General features: G+C 66.0%; 16 protein-coding genes and 1 tRNA gene. 3 read left to right on the top strand and 14 right to left on the bottom strand.

All coding sequences use genetic code 11. The annotated features are described in order from the left end of the window. The first annotated feature begins 205 nt into the window (after positions 1-205). The gene (tmk, locus tag QRM89_RS00635; protein WP_285447055.1) at positions 206-883 is read left to right on the top strand and encodes a dTMP kinase; all 678 of its coding nucleotides are present in this window, start codon (positions 206-208) and stop codon (positions 881-883) included. A 186-nt stretch (positions 884-1,069) separates the two neighbouring features. On the opposite strand, the gene QRM89_RS00630 is transcribed toward tmk, so the two are convergent. The 4 genes from QRM89_RS00630 to birA form a co-directional block, all read right to left on the bottom strand. Next, a tRNA-Thr gene (locus QRM89_RS00630) sits at positions 1,070-1,145 on the bottom strand. Between the two features lie 33 nt (positions 1,146-1,178). Continuing rightward, a complete protein-coding gene (locus QRM89_RS00625) occupies positions 1,179-1,964 on the bottom strand; it encodes an SPOR domain-containing protein (protein WP_285447054.1) in 786 nt (261 codons plus the stop codon). Positions 1,965-1,974: 10 nt separating this feature from the next. Beyond that, on the bottom strand, positions 1,975-2,703 hold the full coding sequence (locus tag QRM89_RS00620) for a type III pantothenate kinase (RefSeq protein WP_285447053.1): 729 nt from the start codon (positions 2,701-2,703) through the stop codon (positions 1,975-1,977). After that, positions 2,700-3,704 (bottom strand): bifunctional biotin--[acetyl-CoA-carboxylase] ligase/biotin operon repressor BirA, encoded by a 1,005-nt coding sequence (birA, locus tag QRM89_RS00615; RefSeq protein WP_310792784.1) that lies wholly within the window; start codon positions 3,702-3,704, stop codon positions 2,700-2,702. The genes QRM89_RS00620 and birA overlap by 4 nt, the downstream gene beginning before the upstream one ends. 50 nt (positions 3,705-3,754) lie before the next feature. Here birA and QRM89_RS00610 point away from each other — a divergent pair, with 50 nt between their 5' ends. Continuing rightward, positions 3,755-4,069: a hypothetical protein gene (locus tag QRM89_RS00610; RefSeq protein WP_040942016.1), complete on the top strand. Its 315-nt coding sequence runs from the start codon at positions 3,755-3,757 to the stop codon at positions 4,067-4,069. An 8-nt stretch (positions 4,070-4,077) separates the two neighbouring features. Next, on the top strand, positions 4,078-4,833 hold the full coding sequence (locus tag QRM89_RS00605) for a M90 family metallopeptidase (protein ID WP_285447052.1): 756 nt from the start codon (positions 4,078-4,080) through the stop codon (positions 4,831-4,833). A gap of 115 nt (positions 4,834-4,948) precedes the next feature. On the opposite strand, the gene QRM89_RS00600 is transcribed toward QRM89_RS00605, so the two are convergent. The 10 genes from QRM89_RS00600 to katB form a co-directional block, all read right to left on the bottom strand. Then, on the bottom strand, positions 4,949-6,136 hold the full coding sequence (locus QRM89_RS00600) for a DUF1501 domain-containing protein (RefSeq protein ID WP_285447051.1): 1,188 nt from the start codon (positions 6,134-6,136) through the stop codon (positions 4,949-4,951). Positions 6,137-6,150: 14 nt separating this feature from the next. Beyond that, positions 6,151-7,740 (bottom strand): DUF1800 domain-containing protein, encoded by a 1,590-nt coding sequence (locus tag QRM89_RS00595; RefSeq protein WP_285447090.1) that lies wholly within the window; start codon positions 7,738-7,740, stop codon positions 6,151-6,153. Between the two features lie 111 nt (positions 7,741-7,851). Next, positions 7,852-9,222 (bottom strand): ATP-binding protein, encoded by a 1,371-nt coding sequence (locus QRM89_RS00590; protein WP_172666263.1) that lies wholly within the window; start codon positions 9,220-9,222, stop codon positions 7,852-7,854. Between the two features lie 68 nt (positions 9,223-9,290). After that, positions 9,291-9,974, bottom strand: coding sequence for a response regulator transcription factor (locus QRM89_RS00585; protein WP_002808458.1), 684 nt, complete (start codon positions 9,972-9,974; stop codon positions 9,291-9,293). A gap of 72 nt (positions 9,975-10,046) precedes the next feature. Continuing rightward, positions 10,047-10,364 (bottom strand): hypothetical protein, encoded by a 318-nt coding sequence (locus tag QRM89_RS00580; protein WP_238151574.1) that lies wholly within the window; start codon positions 10,362-10,364, stop codon positions 10,047-10,049. 370 nt (positions 10,365-10,734) lie between these two features. Beyond that, positions 10,735-11,742: a tRNA dihydrouridine(20/20a) synthase DusA gene (dusA, locus tag QRM89_RS00575; RefSeq protein WP_043922083.1), complete on the bottom strand. Its 1,008-nt coding sequence runs from the start codon at positions 11,740-11,742 to the stop codon at positions 10,735-10,737. Positions 11,743-12,177: 435 nt separating this feature from the next. Then, positions 12,178-12,399, bottom strand: a complete 222-nt coding sequence (locus QRM89_RS00570; RefSeq protein ID WP_057673549.1) for a hypothetical protein — start codon at positions 12,397-12,399, stop codon at positions 12,178-12,180. A gap of 149 nt (positions 12,400-12,548) precedes the next feature. Next, entirely contained in the window at positions 12,549-12,716 is a 168-nt protein-coding gene (locus QRM89_RS00565) for a hypothetical protein (RefSeq protein WP_285447050.1), read from the bottom strand. 165 nt (positions 12,717-12,881) lie between these two features. Next, positions 12,882-13,457 (bottom strand): ankyrin repeat domain-containing protein, encoded by a 576-nt coding sequence (locus tag QRM89_RS00560; RefSeq protein ID WP_285447049.1) that lies wholly within the window; start codon positions 13,455-13,457, stop codon positions 12,882-12,884. A gap of 60 nt (positions 13,458-13,517) precedes the next feature. After that, on the bottom strand, positions 13,518-15,023 hold the full coding sequence (gene katB / locus QRM89_RS00555; protein WP_186829532.1) for a catalase KatB: 1,506 nt from the start codon (positions 15,021-15,023) through the stop codon (positions 13,518-13,520). Positions 15,024-15,218 lie beyond the last annotated feature (195 nt).

Here is a 15,218-nt window from a genome sequence, read left to right as displayed (position 1 = left end):
TGAAGTCAGTAAAGCGTCGCTCAAACGCCACACGGTTGAGCACCGTGCCTGACTTGTTCAGTATGACAACCGGACACGAGCGGCGGCATCGGGACATTCCTGACACATACGGCAGCGAATGCTGCATGCGGTTGTCGGTGCACTGACCAGCGCGCGACTGCACGCAGCAATCGGCGGATTCAGGGGGATCGGCTAAAGTAGCGTGATGACTATCGAACTCACGCCAGGCGGCTTGTTGATCGCGATCGAAGGGATCGACGGAGCCGGCAAGACCACCCTCGCCAGGAGCCTGGCCACGCTGTTGGAGCAGGCCGGCGCGCGCGTCGTGCTGAGCAAGGAACCGACCAACGGCCCCTGGGGCACACAGCTGCGGCAGTCGGCCGCCACCGGGCGGCTGAGCGCCCAGGACGAGGTCGACCTGCTGCTCCGCGACCGCCGCGAGCATGTGGAGACCCTGATCGCCCCGGCGCTGGCGCGCGGAGAGATCGTGATCCTGGACCGTTATTTCCCGTCCATGGTTGCCTACCAGGGCGCCGCCGGCCTGCCACTGGATACGTTGCTGGCCGCCAACGATTTTGCGCCGCGGCCTGACCTGCTGTTGCTGCTCGACCTGCCGCCGCCCACCGGTCTGGCGCGCATCCGCGCACGCGGCGATGCCCCCAATCATTTCGAAACCCAGGACAACCTGGAACGCTGCCGCGCGATCTTTGCGGCACTGCAGCTGCCGGGCAAGCACGTCATCGACGCCAGCACCGATGCGGACAGCGTGCTGCGCCAGGCGCATGCGCTGGTGGTGGCCGCACTGGCCGAACGCGTGTCCGGCCATGGCGCAGGCACCGAGCAGGACGTACTGGGATTGCTCTCGGCCGGCCGCCCGGCCTGAGCCGAGGTCGCCGCCGGCCAACGCGCTGGCTGGCCTCACCGACAACCGCTCTAGCGGTTGTCGACACGTCACCTGCGCCGTGCCCAAACCAAGCATCGCCCGCTGCGCGCCATGGAACCAGACATCCACGCACAACACATCAGCGCGCGCCAGACGGTGCGCACTGTGGTGACTGAAGAACGGGGATGGTGCCGACACCCGGATTCGAACTGGGGACCTACCGCTTACAAGGCGGTTGCTCTACCAACTGAGCTATGCCGGCAAAGGCGTGCGCGCATCGCGCAGGGTGCGCATTCTAGCGCAGCGCGGTGCAGTCTAGCGATCGTTGCCGGCTCGCGCCCGCACTGCGCTGCAGGCTGGACACCGACGCACTGCTGCGCACGTCGATCCACCAGCGCGACTGGCCGGTGCCACTGGGCACCAGTTGCGCGGGAAACCCCGCGCTGACCAGGCTGGCCTGACGCCGCTCTGCGCGCTCGCGGCTCTGGTACTGCCCCAGCGCGATGCTGTTGTCCTCGCCCTGGGCGATGACGTAGTAGTCGCCGATTCCGGCCGCAGCAATGCGCTTGACCAGCGCCTGCGCCGCGGCGCGGTCGCCGACATTCGGCAGCATCACCCGAAAGGTACTCACTCCTGCATCCTTGTCCTCGCGCACGCTGGCACGGCTGGCCTGCCCGCGCAGTGCGGGCAAGGCCGCATCGGCCTCGGCACGCGCCGCGTACGGCCCGAGGCTGGCACAGCGCTCGGCGGGTGCGGCAACCGCGGGCGCCGGGCTTGCGGCCGGCACCGCTGGGGTGACAGCGGCGGTTGCCGCCGGCATGGACGGCGGCGCCTTGTCCACCGCTGCAACAACTGGTTGCGCTGCAGGGGCCGCCGGGGGCGGCACGGGCGCTGCTGCTGGCGCCACCGTGGCAACGGCGGGCGCGGCAGCGGTGGGCGGCGTGGGCAGCAGCTCCAGCCGCGCCACACCTGCCGGTTGCGACGGCGCTGCCGGCGGGACAGCCGCCGGTTGCAGTGCCCACCACAGCGCCACGCCGGCGTTGAGGATGATCAGGACAACGATGAGTGCGCGTACGTACATGCGGCCGATTCTACGGCGCGGCCGAATGCGTCGCCCAGGTCGCCAGGCCGTCCAGCACCAGCGCGGCGCGAAATTCAGCCGTGGGCAGCAAGGGCAGCAACGGCGGCGCGCCACCGCCGTGCACCAGCAAGCGCACCGGCATGCCAAGGGTGCGCGCGGCGTGTTGCAGGCTGCGTTCGATCAAGGCCACCGCGGCGCCATCGCAGCCGGAGGCCAGCGCATCGTCGGTGTCGTTGGCCAGCTCGGCATAGGCACCCCCGGTAGGCGGCAACTGCACGGCGCGCGCATGCAGCGCCTCGCGCATGGTGGTCGGCGAGGCAGCGATCCGCCCGCCGTGATGCTGGCCGTCTGCGCCCAGCACGTCGATGGTCAGCGCGGTGCCGACCCCGGCCACCAGCACCGGCGCATCACCGCGCGCGCCCAGCAGGGCCAGGAAGCGGTCCACCCCGAACCGGCTCGGGTCGGCATAGGCAATCCGCACGCCGGCACAGGCAGCGGTGGTGCGCACCACCCGCACCTGCTCAAAGCGCGAGCGCAGGCTGGCCAGCACGCGCTCGGTCAGGCCCGCTGCGGCCACGCTGGCCACGTGCGCAACCTTGCCCGACGGCAGCGCCGACAACGCGGCGGTATCCATCGCCTCGGCACCGTGCGCCCAGGCCTGCACATCACCGGCGCGAGTGCCGTCCAGCGGCGCGTATTTGAAACGCGAATTACCCAGGTCGAACAGCCACTCACTCATGCAGGTCTCACGCTCACTTCTCCGGAGTGGAACAGGCGCACATCGCTGCCGATCTGCACACGCAGCGCGCCATCGGCCGCCAGGCCAAGCGCGGTGCCGCGGTGCAGGCTGCCGGCTTCCTCTACCTGCACCGCGCGCCCGCTCAGCAGGTCCAGCGCGGCATAGCGGGTCAGGAACGGGGCCAGTCCCTGCGCCTCGAACAGCGCCAGCGCCGGGATCAGCCCGGACAGCACGGCCGCCACCACCTGGTCGCGCGACACCGGCCGGCCGGCCAGGGTATCCAGGTCTACCCAGGGCTGGTCGATGCTGGCAGCCGCAGCCGGCGGCATGTGCACATTCAAGCCCAGCCCGATCACCGCGCGCGCATTGCCGGCCATCTCACCGCCGCCTTCGATCAACAGGCCGCCAAGCTTGCGTCCGCGGGCCAGCAGGTCGTTGGGCCACTTCAACCCGACTTCGTCGAACCCGCAGCCGCGCAAGGCCTCGGCCACCGCCACCCCGACCGCCAGGCTCAACCCGGCCAGCTGACCGAGCCCACCACTGAAGCGACGCGATGCCGACAGGTACAGGTGCGCGCCCAACGGCGAGGCCCATTGCCGGCCCCGGCGACCGCGCCCGCCGGTCTGCCGCTCGGCCAACAGCACCGCCACGCCCTGCTCGGGCGCTGGTCGCGCCAGCAGGCTGGTGTTGGTGGAGTCCACGGTCCAGGCCACCTCCAGCGCCGCCAGCCCGGCGGCGGCATCGGCTTGCAGGGCGGCGCGGACGCGCTGGGCGTCGAGCAGGTCCAGCGGCGCGGCAAGCTGGTAGCCCTCGCCGGCTTGGCCGTCGATCGCAACCCCGGCCGCGCGCAGGTTCTGGATGCGCTTCCACACCGCGGCACGGGTCAGCCCGGCCTCGCGCGCCAGCGTGTCGCCGGAGAGCCGGCCAGTCGCAAGTTTGGCCAGCAACGCGCGGTCGTCCACGGCAAGGTCCCCAAATCGATCCGTGAAATTATGCGCCAAGCTCCCCCAGGCGCCCAGCGCGGCTTGCGTGATGGGGTGAAAACCACGTTATGATCGGGGACTTACGCCGCTTGCCCTGGATGTGGACGATGCGCCGACTTACGCTCTGCCTGCTCTTGTTGTTGGCTCCGCTCGCCGCCCTGGCAACGGACCAGCTGGCCGACGGCGATCATGAGAGCTGCGTCAGCAGCAACTCGGCAGCACGCGGCAGAACGCCAAATGGCGAGGCACCCGCCGCGTCGCGCGCACCAGCCCACAAGCCTGCACCCGCCTCCAATGGCGGCGGTGGCGAAGGCGATGCGTTATTCCCGCGCATGCGCATGATGCCGCGCTGGCACAGCTTCCTGCCGGGCATGTTCCGCTGATCCAGTGGGTGTTGCGCTGGCTACGCCGGCCACCTGCTGCCCTTGACGATGCACTGTGGCAGGCGGTCTGCACCGAGTGCGCCTGGGTTGCCGCGCTCGATCCGCCGCGGCAACGCCGCCTGCGCGCACTGACCACGCAATTTCTGCAGCAAAAGACCATTTCGCCGGTGCATGGGCTGACCCTGACCCCGCACGATGCCGTGCTGCTGGCGGCCACCTGTTGTCTGCCGCTGTTGAACATCGGCGCCGCCGGCTGGCGCGGCTGGTCGCAATTGATCGTGTATCCGGATGCCTTTCGCGTGCAGCGCACCCACATGGATGCCGCCGGCGTCATGCATGCCTGGGACGACACCCTGATCGGCGAGGCCTGGGAGCATGGCCCGCTGATCGTCAGCTGGGCCGATGTGCAGGCCGATCTGGCCGATCCCATCGCTGGCTTCAACGTGGTGGTGCACGAGATGGCGCACAAGCTCGATGCACTGGATGGCGCGCTCGACGGCACGCCGCCGCTGCCGGCAGCGCAGTACCGCGACTGGGCACGCGATTTCCAGCAGGCCTATACCGCGTTCTGCCGCCAGGTTGACGCAGGCACGCAGACCGACATCGACCCGTACGCCGCCGAAGCGCCCGAAGAATTCTTCGCCGTGCTCAGTGAGTATCACTTCTCCGCACCGCAGGTGATCGCACGCGAGATGCCGCGCGTGGCCGCACATTTGACCCGTTTCTACGGCGCCTCGCCGTTCGCGCACACGCCGCCAAACTGAGGTAACACGACGGCCGCGGCATCGCTTGCGATCACTGCCGCAGTGCCTGCAACGCACGCGCACCTGATACGCCGTGCCGCAGGTTCTGCATCATCTTGACTGCATTGGTTTGCCTTTAAACAAGCCCAAGATCGCGCGGCCTGGCACCGGGGAATACCCGCTCCAACTGCGATGGCGACAGCCCCCACAGCCGGCCCAACAGGCCACCAAACAGGTCGCGGTAGTTGTTGAGTACCTGGTAATCGCGGTTCTGCAGCAGTTGCGCCTGCGCCACCGCGACCTGCTCGCCGGCGATGCGCCCGCCATGCAAAGCGCCACCCAGCACCCAGTACGCAGTGCCGTGACCATGATCGGTGCCCTTGCTGCCGTTTTCGCGGAAAGTGCGCCCGAACTCGGAAATCACCACCACCACGGTGTCCTGCCATGCCGGTCCCAGGGCGTCCGCATAGGCGGCCAGGCCCTGCCCGAGGTTGCGCAGGTTATTGGCCAGCCCACCTTCGACGCTGCCCTGGTTGGCATGCGTATCCCACCCGCCGACATCCACAAATCCCAGCCGGTAGCGGTCGCGCATCAAGGTCGCCATGCGCCGGGTCTCGTCGGCAAAGGTGCGTGCGCTGGCCGCACCGCGGCCGGCCTGTTCCATTTCCTCGCGCAGTTGGGTGGTCACCTGCTGCCGCAACGCCAGGCCATCACGCGCGGCCGCGGCCAACGGCGTGGCGCCATACATCTGCGCCAGGATCTGCGCCTGGCGGTCATCGAGGCCGCGCTTGCCGATGCCCTTGAGCGAGACATTCGGCAGATCGCCAGCGCCCTGGAACGTCAGCGGCAAGGAATCGGTAAAGGCGATCGCCGGCACGCCGCTGAGTACACCCGACAGCCGCGCCATGAAGCCGGAGCGGTAATCGCGGCGCTGCGTGGCCACCTGGCCCGATTCGATATCGTCCTGGGTTTCGAAATGGCTGCGCGACAGATCGTCAGTGCCGGCGAACGGCACGAACGCCAGTTGCTTGCGTTGCCACAGCGGCAGCAATGACTCACCCATTACCGGGTTAAGACCCCACTGCGCATCCAGTGCCAGCGCGCTGCGCGGATTGTTTGTGTCTGGCCGGGCGATCGCCAGCGTCGGACGCGCCTGGTAATAGAAATCGCTGCCATGCGGCACCAACAGATTGTTGCTGTCGTAGCCGCCGCGCAGGAACACCACCAGCATGCGTGCGCTGTCGCGTGGGGCAGCAAACAGGCGGCCGCTCCACGGCAGACTCGCGGCGGCAGCGGAGGCCAGCAAAAATTGACGTCGTTGCATTGGTGCACTCCCGCTCAGCGATAGTTGAAATCCGGCGAAGACAGCAAGAAGCCATTCCACTCCTGCGGTGTGCGCGCCTGCTCTAGCGCCTGGCGCGTCTGCACCGACAGCGACGGTTGCAGCCAGCGGTACGCAGGGCGCACATCGATGCGCGTCAGTGGTGGTTTGCGCGCGTTGCTCAGCTCTTGCGGCACATCGTCACCTTGAAACAATTGCACCGGTGCGCTGCCCAGCGTGCGTGCCACTTCGAACCGACGCGCCAGCTGCCCGGAGCTGGTCCAGGCTTGCGATTGCAGCGACCATCCATCCGGCGTGATCCGCCCGAACAACGGCTCACCGAGTTGCTGCACCCAGCTCACCATCGGCGCGGCATTGGTGATGACTTCTCCGTCGTAGGCAAGCCGCATCGCCGACACCACCAGACGATTCGGATCCTTGAATTTGCGCGGTTGCGCAGTGGCAAATTCCGGTGCGGCGAGCATGGTCTGCATCACCTGGGCGATGTCGCCGTCGCTGCGCTGGAACGTGGCAGCCATGCGCTTCACCAGCGCCGCAGGCGGCTTGTCGCTGACGAAGTATTCGGCGAGCTTGTGCGAGATGAACTGCGCACACGCCGGCTGCCGCACCAGCAGTTGCACGGCCCGTTCGATCTCATCCAGGCCGCCACCGGCAATGCGCTGACCCAGCAAGGTCTTGTCGCCGGGCTGATGACGGGCCGGGTTGAATTCGAACAGTCCCCTGCGCACGACCGGTGCCTGATCCTTGCCGGGCGGCGGCACCAGGCCTTCGCGTTTGACCTGCGCCAGGCCGGCGCCAGTGAGTATCAAGGCCAGCTGCTGCACATCCTGCTGCGTGTAGCCGCCATCCACACCGAGCGTATGCAGCTCCATCAGCTCACGCGCGTAGTTCTCGTTGACCTTGCCCTTGGCATTCTTGGCGTTGTCCAGATACTCCAGCATCGCCGGGCTCTGCAGCGTGGCCATCACCAGATCGGCGAACTTGCCGGTGGCATTGGGGCGAATAGCGGTTTCCATGTAATCGGCGGCCATCCACTTCACACGGCCCTTGTCGGCATACACACTGAAATGATTGAGCCAGAACCACACCAGTTGCTCGCGCATCTGATCCGGCGCGTACACCGCGCGCAGTAATTGCGCCTGGCGCGCCTGCGTGAGCATCCGCCCACCGCGCGCGCGCCACTGTTTGCTCGCGGCCACCTTGTCATCGCCATCGGGCATCGCCTGCAAACGCGCCTTGTCGGCCTCGTATTGCACCAGCAAGGTGTCGAGCGGGGTATGCAATGCATCGAACTGCTGCAGCTGCGCGCGCACCGGTGCAGGCAACGCTGCATCGTCGCTGGGTTGCAGCAGGGCCGCGCTGTAACGCGCCTGGCCCAGCCGCAGCAACTGCGCCACGTTCTCCGCACTCGCGCCGTAGGTGGCGCGCTGCAGCCATTGCAGTTGCTGCGGTGTCGGCGCCGGCGCGGCGGTGGCCACCGCGCTGCAGACAAGCAGGCAGCCCGCGGCAAACACGCCAACCCAATCGCGGCCGCGTATCACCCGCGTGGACGTGGCAGCTTCACTCTGCATGGCGTCGCTCTCCATCATGGCGGCCGAATACCGGCCCAGTATGGTCAAGACAACGCGCGAGGCGTTAAACGGTTGTCGGTGCGCCGCGCGGCAGTCGCAACGGGTTCATGCAACCGGGGGTGACAGTTACAAGCCTGGCGGCAGGGTGACTTCGAAGCGCGCGCCGCCCAACTCCTGCGAGCGCAGCACCTGCAGCTCGCCGCGGTAGGCCTTGATCAGGTCCTGCACGATCGACATGCCGATGCCATGGCCTTGCACGCGCTCATCGCCACGCACACCGCGCTGCAGGATCTTGGCCACATCTTCGGGCGCAATGCCGGGGCCATCGTCTTCCACCGACAAAATCATGCCGGCGCGTCGGCTGCCGGTGGTTGGGCCCGGCTGGGCGGTCAGCAGCACGCGGCTGCGCGCCCACTTGAAGCCGTTCTCCAGCAGGTTGCCCAACAGCTCCTGCAAGTCCCCCGGCTCGCCGTGGAAACGCGCATCGGGCGAAATATCGAATTCGCACAACACGCCCTTGGCCGCGTAGACCTTTTCCAGGCCACGCACGATTTCCTCGGCGGTCGGCTCGATCGGCAATGGCGCGGCGAAGAGCTTGTGGCCGCTGGAAGCAGCGCGCGCCAGCTGGTAAGAGACGAGGTCGTTCATGCGGCGCAGTTGCACGTCCATTTCTTCGTGCAGATCGCGCTCGGAGGCGCCGCTGTCCAGTTGGGTGCGCAGCACTGCCAGCGGCGTTTTCAAACTATGCGCCAGATCGGCCAGCGTGTTGCGCTGGCGATCCAGGTTGTCGCGCTCACTTTCGATGAAGGCGTTGATGCTTTCGGTCAGCGGTTCGAGCTCGCGCGGATGCTGTTCGCTCATGCGTTGGATCTCGCCGCGCTGCACCTTGGTCAGCTCGTTGATCACTCGCCGCAGCGGGCGCAGGCTCCACTGCAGGATGAAGGCCTGCAACACCAGCAACACCACACCGGCACTGCCCAGGTAGAACCACACCGCGCCGCGGAACACGCGCAACTGCGCGCCCATCGAGCGCGCATCTTCCATCACGTAAATGGTGTACGGGATCTCGCCGCCGTTTTCGCGCTCGACATAGCTCACGCCCAGGCCGTAGCGATAGACCTGCCCAAGGCTGCCGTCGATCTGGGTCATTTCCAGCGGGCCGATGAATTCTTCCTGCCGCGGCTCCAGCATGCGCCCATGCGGAATGCTCGGCCCTTCGGCCGATACGGACGTATAGCTTTCATCAGGGCGCACCACTTCTACATACAGCCCGCCGCCCGGCACGTCGAAGCGCGGGTCCGGCGGCTGGCCGCCGAGATACAGCGAGCCATCGCGGACGAAGTCGATGTTGTAGGTGTAGGCGTTGGCGTAGTTCTTCAGCCGCTCACGCAGATTCTTCTCTGCGGTGTCGGCAAACGCCACGTCGAGTGCGTAGCCAGCCAAGGCCAGAAAGGCCACCAGGCTGAGGCTGGCGGCCAGCAGCTGACGGGCCTGCAACGAGCGCGGCCGCCAGCGCCGATACCACTTGGAACGTCCCGACACTGGCCGATCGCCGCTGCGCTGACTCAGCCTTCGGTACGCGGAATGGCGAAGCGGTAGCCGCGACCACGCACGGTCTCGATCGGCTTCAACTCACCATCCGGGTCGAGCTTCTTGCGCAGGCGACCGATGAACACTTCCAGCACGTTGGAGTCGCGGTCGAAATCCTGCTGATAGATATGCTCGGTGAGGTCGGCCTTGGAGACCAGTTCGCCGGCATGCATCATCAGGTATTCCAGCACCTTGTACTCGTAGCTGGTCAGATCCACGTTGGCGCCGTTGACGCTCACCGTCTGCGCAGCAAGATCCAGGGCCACCGGGCCGCATTCCAGCGTCGGCTTGCTCCAGCCGGCCGCACGACGGAGCAGCGCATTGACGCGCGCCAGCAACTCTTCGACGTGGAACGGCTTGACCAAGTAATCGTCGGCACCCTGCTTGAGGCCTTCAACCTTGTCCTGCCAGCTTGAACGCGCAGTCAGGATCAGCACGGGGAATTTCTTGCCCTCGTCGCGCAGCGCCTTGATCAGCTCCATGCCCGACATCTTGGGCAGACCGAGGTCGATGATGCCGACATCGAACGGCACTTCACGGCCCATGTAGAGACCTTCTTCGCCGTCCTGGGCAGCGTCAACAGCAAAGCCTTCGCGCTTCAGGCGCGCGGCAAGGGTCTCGCGCAGCGGAGCTTCGTCTTCGACCAAAAGGATACGCATGCACTCTCCCTACTTACGTTGTGTGGCCACAGGCCAGGGGATTTATGTCACTGAACGCAGAAGTATCTGCGCTTACTGGTGATCGGCGCGTGGTGGTGGCGCGTCGGACGGAGATGGTGCCGGGCTGCGTGCATTGGCAGGCGGTGGTCCGCCTTGCCCGCCTTCGGGGTGGTAGACGATATGCACGCGGCCGCGTTCGTCCATGTACTTGACGCGCGTCAGCCGGCTATCGCCAAACGGAACACTCTCCGCGCCAAGAATCTGTCCACCGGTAGACCGCTGCACGCGGCGAATGGTGTCCGAAAAAGATCGGCTGTCGCGCGGGCCAACGCCTTCGCGACCGGCCTGCGCCATCGGATATCCCTGCCCCCACGCGGACGGCGCGACCACAGCAACCCAGAGGGCCACCAGGGCGAGACGACGGGACGTGTGGAAGGGCTGGGTCACGGATGAATCCTAGCGGGTTGTTCAGGAACATTCAAAATTCGTGAAACTAGCACCGCGTCACACCGATGCCAGCCGCAGAAATCGAGCCAAATTCTTGATTTTTCGGGGTGAATCCGATCTGAACTTTTTAGCTCGGTGTTAACGCCATTCAGTGAAATGAACATCTAGGCGGCAATTCCGGGTAAGGACGGGAGTGGATCTCTGGCGCAATCGCGATGGCACATGCCATTGGCAGCCTCGACCGTACAGCAGCTGCCCATACCCGAAGATTGCAAAAACCGGGCCGAACTTTCGTCCTGGAGGTGCCGTCTGTTCAGGCAGCAATACGCCGCGCCTGATCGTCGGTGCGCTGCAACGCCTGTTCCACCAGTTCCCAACCCGCGCCGGGGCGGTGGGCGCCCTCGCTCAGCACCTGGCGGAACACCCGGCCGCCGGGCTGCCCGTGGAACAAGCCGAGGATGTGCCGGGTCATGTGCTTCAGGGCCAACCCCTGATCCAGTTGCGCCTGCACGTAGGGCTGGTAGGCCTGCAGCAGGTCTGCGCGCGCGCGCTCGGGGCGCCCGGACAAGGCAGCCTCCAGCTGATGCAGCACGTACGGGTCGTGATAGGCGGCCCGGCCCAGCATCACTCCGTCGGTGTGCTGCAGATGTGCCAGGGAGGCCTCGACGCTGGCGATGCCGCCATTGAGCACCACCGGCAAGGCCGGCCGCTCCTGCTTGAGGCGGTAGGCCCAGTCATACCGTAACGGCGGGACTTCGCGGTTCTCTTTCGGCGACAGGCCCTTGAGCCAGGCGTTGCGCGCGTGCACCACCACCATGGCGGCGCCGGCGCCGACCACCTGGTCGATGAAGCCGGCAAACACGGCGTAGTCCTCATCGTCGTCCACACCCAGGCGGCACTTGACCGTAACCGGCAGGGCGGTGGCCGCGCACATGGCCGCGACGCAGTCCGCCACCAGCGCCGGCTCGCGCATCAGGCAGGCGCCAAAGCGCCCGGCCTGCACCCGATCGGATGGGCAGCCGCAATTAAGATTGATCTCGTCATAACCCCACGCCTGGGCGATCTGCGCCGCCTGGGCGAGCAACGCAGGATCGCTGCCGCCCAGTTGTAGGGCCAGCGGGTGCTCGACCGCATCGAAGCCGATCAGGCGCTGGCGATCGCCATGGATCACCGCGTTGGCGTGCACCATTTCCGTATACAGCCGCGCCGACGGCGCCAGCAGCCGGTGGAAGACCCGGCAATGACGGTCCGTCCAATCCATCATTGGAGCGACGGACAGGCGCAGGGAATCGGCGTACGCAGCGGGAGGGGGCAGAGTCATCGACGGTGGGCCGCGCAACCGGCGGCCTGGAATGCGGAGCAGGATCAACAGCTTACACGGCAGGCGCTGAATCTGCGGCAGCGCGGCGTGCATGCTGGCGCCCCTTGCTGTCGGGCCCTGCTCGAGAACCAGCTGTTCGCTGCGTTATGTGATCGACCCTACCTGCTGGCCGAGTTCGAACGGTACGCGCGCTTGCGGATCCCGCTGGTGACGCGCTGTGGCGGCCAGCATCATGGCGACTTGCTGCCGTCCGAAGGGCGAACAACAGCGTCGCTTGCCGCGTACGAGCGCTATCGGAGCGCTTCGCTAGAGGACGCGGAGTGCCTGGCGGCGTTTGCGTATGCCGAGCACACGCGGTGCATCATCAGTGACGAGCGGAGCTTCTTTCGTCCGCTACCGGGGTGAGCGCTGCGGCGCTCCCCATCACCATCCGCCTCAGCTGCGGATGCTGGCGCGTTCTTCAATGCTGAGCGGCTTGCCGAGTGCGTGGTACGAGGCGACCAGCGTGATCAGGGCGGTGCCCATCACGGTGTAGAAGCTCCACGACTTGGCCAGCAGATGCACCTGACCGAACACCAGGGCCACGACAGCTGTCGCGGTGCACAGCACCATGGCCAGCAGGGACATCAGAAACGGGATGGAGGGATCGAGCTTCATGGTCCGGGGGTTCCAGGGTGCGATAGCTCCAGCATCGGCGTTCGCCGGCCTTTCTTGAAGGATTTTTTGAGGTTTTTATCGCCGCTTTTTTCGCAAGTCAGCGGGCGCTCAGATAAATGTCAAACCCTTGGCGTGCAAGGGTTTGCGCGTCAGAAATTCCCCGACAGCAGCGCAGAAAAACGACCACGCGTGTCGGCATTCCAACGCACGTGCGGCGGAAAACCGACGGCGTTGTTGGTGAGGTTTGGTCGGCGGAAATCGGGGTGGTAGACGGGCTGCGCGCCACCGTGGATGTCTATGCCGGAGCGCCAGATCATTGCGACGGTGCAAAGAGGAGCCAGCAGCAGGGACCCTCATCCCTGGCTGTCGCCTGGCGTGTTGCAGGGGCAGGGCGACATCACCACCGCCGAAGTCCGCCTGCGGGATCGTTCGGCACGCACACGAACGATTACCCTCTCGCACGCTGAAGCGCTGCTGCGCGTTCAGCGTGTCGGCGCGGTGGCGAATTCGCCGCGTTGCAGCTTGGTCACTTCATTGCCCTGCGCATCCTTGATGCTCAGGTCCGCTCCCTTGGCGGCGAGATCCTTGAGCACATCGGTGCGCTGGAACAACGCGGCGTACATCGCCGCGGTCTGGCCGGCATTGTTGCGCTGGTCCGGGGCGCAGTCGGCCTGCATCAGCCGCTTGGCGATGGCCAGCTCGCCCTTGAAGATCGCGCCCATCAGCGCGGTGTTGCCACGCTTGTCCTGCGCACACGGGTCCGCGCCGGCCTGCAGTAACTGCTCCACTGCCGGGCCCTGGCCGTGATACGCGGCCAGGATCAACGCGGTGTAGCCCTTTTCGTCGCGCGTATTGAGGTCGTAATGCGAGCGGATGAATTCGCCCAGCATGTCCTGACGCCCCTCACGCGCGGCGTCGAAGAAGTAGGTCTGCAGCTGTGTCTTGATCTGTGCAGGCGTTGCCGCCGCTGTCGGCGCCTTGGTGGCGACCGGTGCCGGCGAGGCAGCGTTGGCGGTCACGGCCAACGCCGACCACGCTAAAAACAACAGAGTGCGCATCTCGCTCTCCCGAAACGAAGGACGGCACCGCGGCATGGCGCCGCGATGCCGTCGGGTGGATCAGTCCTGCAGGGTCGACGCGAGCTGCTTCACGCGCGCCAGATCGCCCTTGGCCACGCGGGTGACACCGGCGCCGTACTCGGGGTCGGCCTTGTACAGGAACGACAGCACCAGGTGCTTGCTCTCGGTGTCGGTAGTGGCCAGAGACTCGCCAAAACTCTGCACCAGATCGGCGCGATCCTTCTTGCTGTAGGACCGATACAACTCACCGGCCTGCTTGAAGTTCTGCTCGCGGGTGATCTTGGCCTGCTGGGTGGTGCCCGACAACGGCAGCTCGCTGTAACGCGCGGCGCTGTCCTGCGGACGCGGTTCCAGACGGCTCGGCTCGTAGTTCACGCCGCTGGTGGTGTGCCCGGTGTTGGCTTCGCCGTCCTGGTTGCCATTGTTGACGGCCACGCGCGGACGGTTGACCGGCAGGCTCAGGCCGTTGGTGCCGATGCGATACAGCTGCGTGTCGGCGTACGAAAAGATACGGCCCTGCAGCAGGCGGTCTTCCGAGGGTTCGATACCCGGCACCAGATTGGCCGGCGCCATCGCGACCTGTTCGGTCTCCTGGAAGAAGTTGTCGACGTTCTTGTTCAATACCATCTGGCCGACCTTCTGTTCCGGCACATCCGGCCAGATCTTGGTGGCATCGAGCGGGTCGAAATCGAACTTGGCCAGGTCGTCCGGCTTGAGCACCTGCACGTACAGGTCCCACTTCGGGTAATCGCCCTTCTTGATCGCGCCGACCAGATCGTTGGTCAGGTGGCTGTAGTCCTTGGACTGGACGGCGGCAACCTGCTTTGGGTCGAGATTCTTGATGCCCTGCAGCGTCTTCCAGTGGAACTTGACGTAATGCACTTCACCCTGCGCATTGACCAGCTTGTAGGCGTGCACGCCGTTGCCATCCATGAAGCGATAGCCGGCCGGGGTGCCTTCATTGGAATACAGCAGGGTCAGCGTGCGGGTGGATTCGGGCACGTGCGAGAAGAAATCGAAACGACGCGAATCATCGTCCAGGTTGGTGCGCGGATCCGGCTTGAACGCGTGGACCATGTCGGGGAACTTGATCGCATCGCGAATGAAGAAGGTGGGGAAGTTGTTGCCGACCAGATCCCAGTTGCCTTCGCTGGTGTAGAACTTGGTGGCGAAACCATGCGGGTCGCGCAGCGTTTCCGGCGAATGGTTGCCGTGCACCACCGAGGAGAACCGCACGAACACCGGGGTCTTTTCGCCGGCGCTGAACACCTTGGCCTTGGTCAGGTTGGACAGATCGGCAGTGGCGGTGAACTCGCCTTTGACGCCAGTGCCGCGCGCATGCACCACGCGCTCGGGAATGCGCTCGCGATCGAAGCGCTGCAGCTTCTGGATCAGCTGCACGTCCTGCAGCAACGTCGGGCCGGTGGCACCGGCGGTCTGCGAATTCTGGTTGTCGCCAACCTTGGCGCCATTGTCGCGGGTCAGGACGGATTGGGCGAAGACCGGCGGGGCGATCAGCGTGGGGGCTAGCAGGGCTAGCACCATGAGGGATCCAGGGCGCATGGCGTCAGCTCGAGTTGAAGGTGCTGAATCATGGCTAGCCAGCTGATGCGTGAGAAGTCGTTAGTTCTGATCGCTGCGATAGGGGAACATGATGATGACTGCGTAGCGTGATATGCATCGCCAAATGCATCGGCAGCGTGTTGCAGATCGTCGCTGCATGCTTCGTCTTTGCGTTGA

This window comes from Xanthomonas sp. LMC-A-07 (genome assembly GCF_030208825.1).
In the GTDB taxonomy this organism is placed as follows: domain Bacteria; phylum Pseudomonadota; class Gammaproteobacteria; order Xanthomonadales; family Xanthomonadaceae; genus Xanthomonas; species Xanthomonas campestris.
This window is presented reverse-complemented; position numbering and strand designations above follow the sequence as displayed.

What these genes read in the sequence shown, in the direction of transcription:
- tmk (WP_285447055.1), top strand. Translation starts at nt 206, where the DNA reads ATGACTATCGAACTCACGCCAGGCGGCTTGTTGATCGCGATCGAAGGG.
- QRM89_RS00570 (WP_057673549.1), bottom strand. Translation starts at nt 12,399, where the DNA reads ATGAAGCTCGATCCCTCCATCCCGTTTCTGATGTCCCTGCTGGCCATG.
- QRM89_RS00610 (WP_040942016.1), top strand. Translation starts at nt 3,755, where the DNA reads ATGATCGGGGACTTACGCCGCTTGCCCTGGATGTGGACGATGCGCCGA.
- QRM89_RS00600 (WP_285447051.1), bottom strand. Translation starts at nt 6,136, where the DNA reads ATGCAACGACGTCAATTTTTGCTGGCCTCCGCTGCCGCCGCGAGTCTG.
- QRM89_RS00625 (WP_285447054.1), bottom strand. Translation starts at nt 1,964, where the DNA reads ATGTACGTACGCGCACTCATCGTTGTCCTGATCATCCTCAACGCCGGC.
- QRM89_RS00565 (WP_285447050.1), bottom strand. Translation starts at nt 12,716, where the DNA reads ATGATCTGGCGCTCCGGCATAGACATCCACGGTGGCGCGCAGCCCGTC.
- QRM89_RS00585 (WP_002808458.1), bottom strand. Translation starts at nt 9,974, where the DNA reads ATGCGTATCCTTTTGGTCGAAGACGAAGCTCCGCTGCGCGAGACCCTT.
- QRM89_RS00595 (WP_285447090.1), bottom strand. Translation starts at nt 7,740, where the DNA reads ATGGAGAGCGACGCCATGCAGAGTGAAGCTGCCACGTCCACGCGGGTG.
- QRM89_RS00560 (WP_285447049.1), bottom strand. Translation starts at nt 13,457, where the DNA reads ATGCGCACTCTGTTGTTTTTAGCGTGGTCGGCGTTGGCCGTGACCGCC.
- katB (WP_186829532.1), bottom strand. Translation starts at nt 15,023, where the DNA reads ATGGTGCTAGCCCTGCTAGCCCCCACGCTGATCGCCCCGCCGGTCTTC.
- QRM89_RS00620 (WP_285447053.1), bottom strand. Translation starts at nt 2,703, where the DNA reads ATGAGTGAGTGGCTGTTCGACCTGGGTAATTCGCGTTTCAAATACGCG.
- dusA (WP_043922083.1), bottom strand. Translation starts at nt 11,742, where the DNA reads ATGACTCTGCCCCCTCCCGCTGCGTACGCCGATTCCCTGCGCCTGTCC.